Origin of the sequence: Hydrogenophaga luteola (assembly GCF_042648585.1) — a bacterium.
Classification (GTDB): domain Bacteria; phylum Pseudomonadota; class Gammaproteobacteria; order Burkholderiales; family Burkholderiaceae_C; genus Hydrogenophaga; species Hydrogenophaga luteola.
Map to the genome: position 1 here is coordinate 1 of NZ_JBHRXX010000013.1, position 963 is coordinate 963.

A 963-nucleotide genomic window follows, 5' to 3' on the forward strand; every position below is an offset into this window, starting at 1 on the left:
GAAAAGGCCCGCGGCATCACGATCAACACCGCGCACGTGGAATACGAGACGGCCAACCGCCACTACGCCCACGTGGACTGCCCCGGCCACGCCGACTACGTCAAGAACATGATCACCGGTGCCGCCCAGATGGACGGCGCCATCCTGGTGTGCTCGGCCGCTGACGGCCCGATGCCCCAGACCCGCGAGCACATCCTGCTGGCTCGCCAGGTGGGCGTGCCTTACATCATCGTGTTCCTGAACAAGTGCGACATGGTGGATGACGCCGAACTGCTGGAACTGGTCGAAATGGAAGTGCGCGAGCTGCTCTCCAAGTACGACTTCCCCGGCGACGACACCCCCATCGTCAAGGGCTCGGCCAAGCTGGCCCTGGAAGGCGACAAGGGCGACCTGGGCGAGCAGGCCATCATGCGCCTGGCCGACGCGCTGGACAGCTACATCCCCACGCCTGAGCGTGCGGTGGACGGTGCCTTCCTGATGCCCGTGGAAGACGTGTTCTCCATCTCCGGTCGTGGTACCGTGGTGACCGGCCGTATCGAGCGCGGCATCATCAAGGTCGGCGAAGAAATCGAGATCGTCGGTATCGCTGCCACCCAGAAGACCACCTGCACGGGCGTGGAAATGTTCCGCAAGCTGCTGGACCAGGGCCAGGCGGGCGACAACGTCGGTATCCTGCTGCGCGGCACCAAGCGCGAAGAAGTGCAGCGCGGCCAGGTGCTGTGCAAGCCCGGCTCCATCAAGCCGCACACGCACTTCACCGGTGAGGTGTATGTGCTGTCCAAGGACGAAGGTGGCCGTCACACGCCGTTCTTCAACAACTACCGCCCGCAGTTCTACTTCCGCACGACGGACGTGACCGGCGCCATCGAGCTGCCCGAAGGCAAGGAAATGGTGATGCCTGGTGACAACGTGTCGATCACCGTCAAGCTGATCGCCCCGATCGCCATGGAAGAAGGTCTGCGC

1 protein-coding gene is annotated in these 963 nt (G+C 64.0%); it reads left to right on the top strand.

Annotated elements, in window-relative coordinates; genetic code table 11:
• On the top strand, positions 1 to 963 hold a 963-nt coding region (tuf, locus tag ACFOPI_RS24200; RefSeq protein WP_382180022.1), incomplete at both ends, for an elongation factor Tu.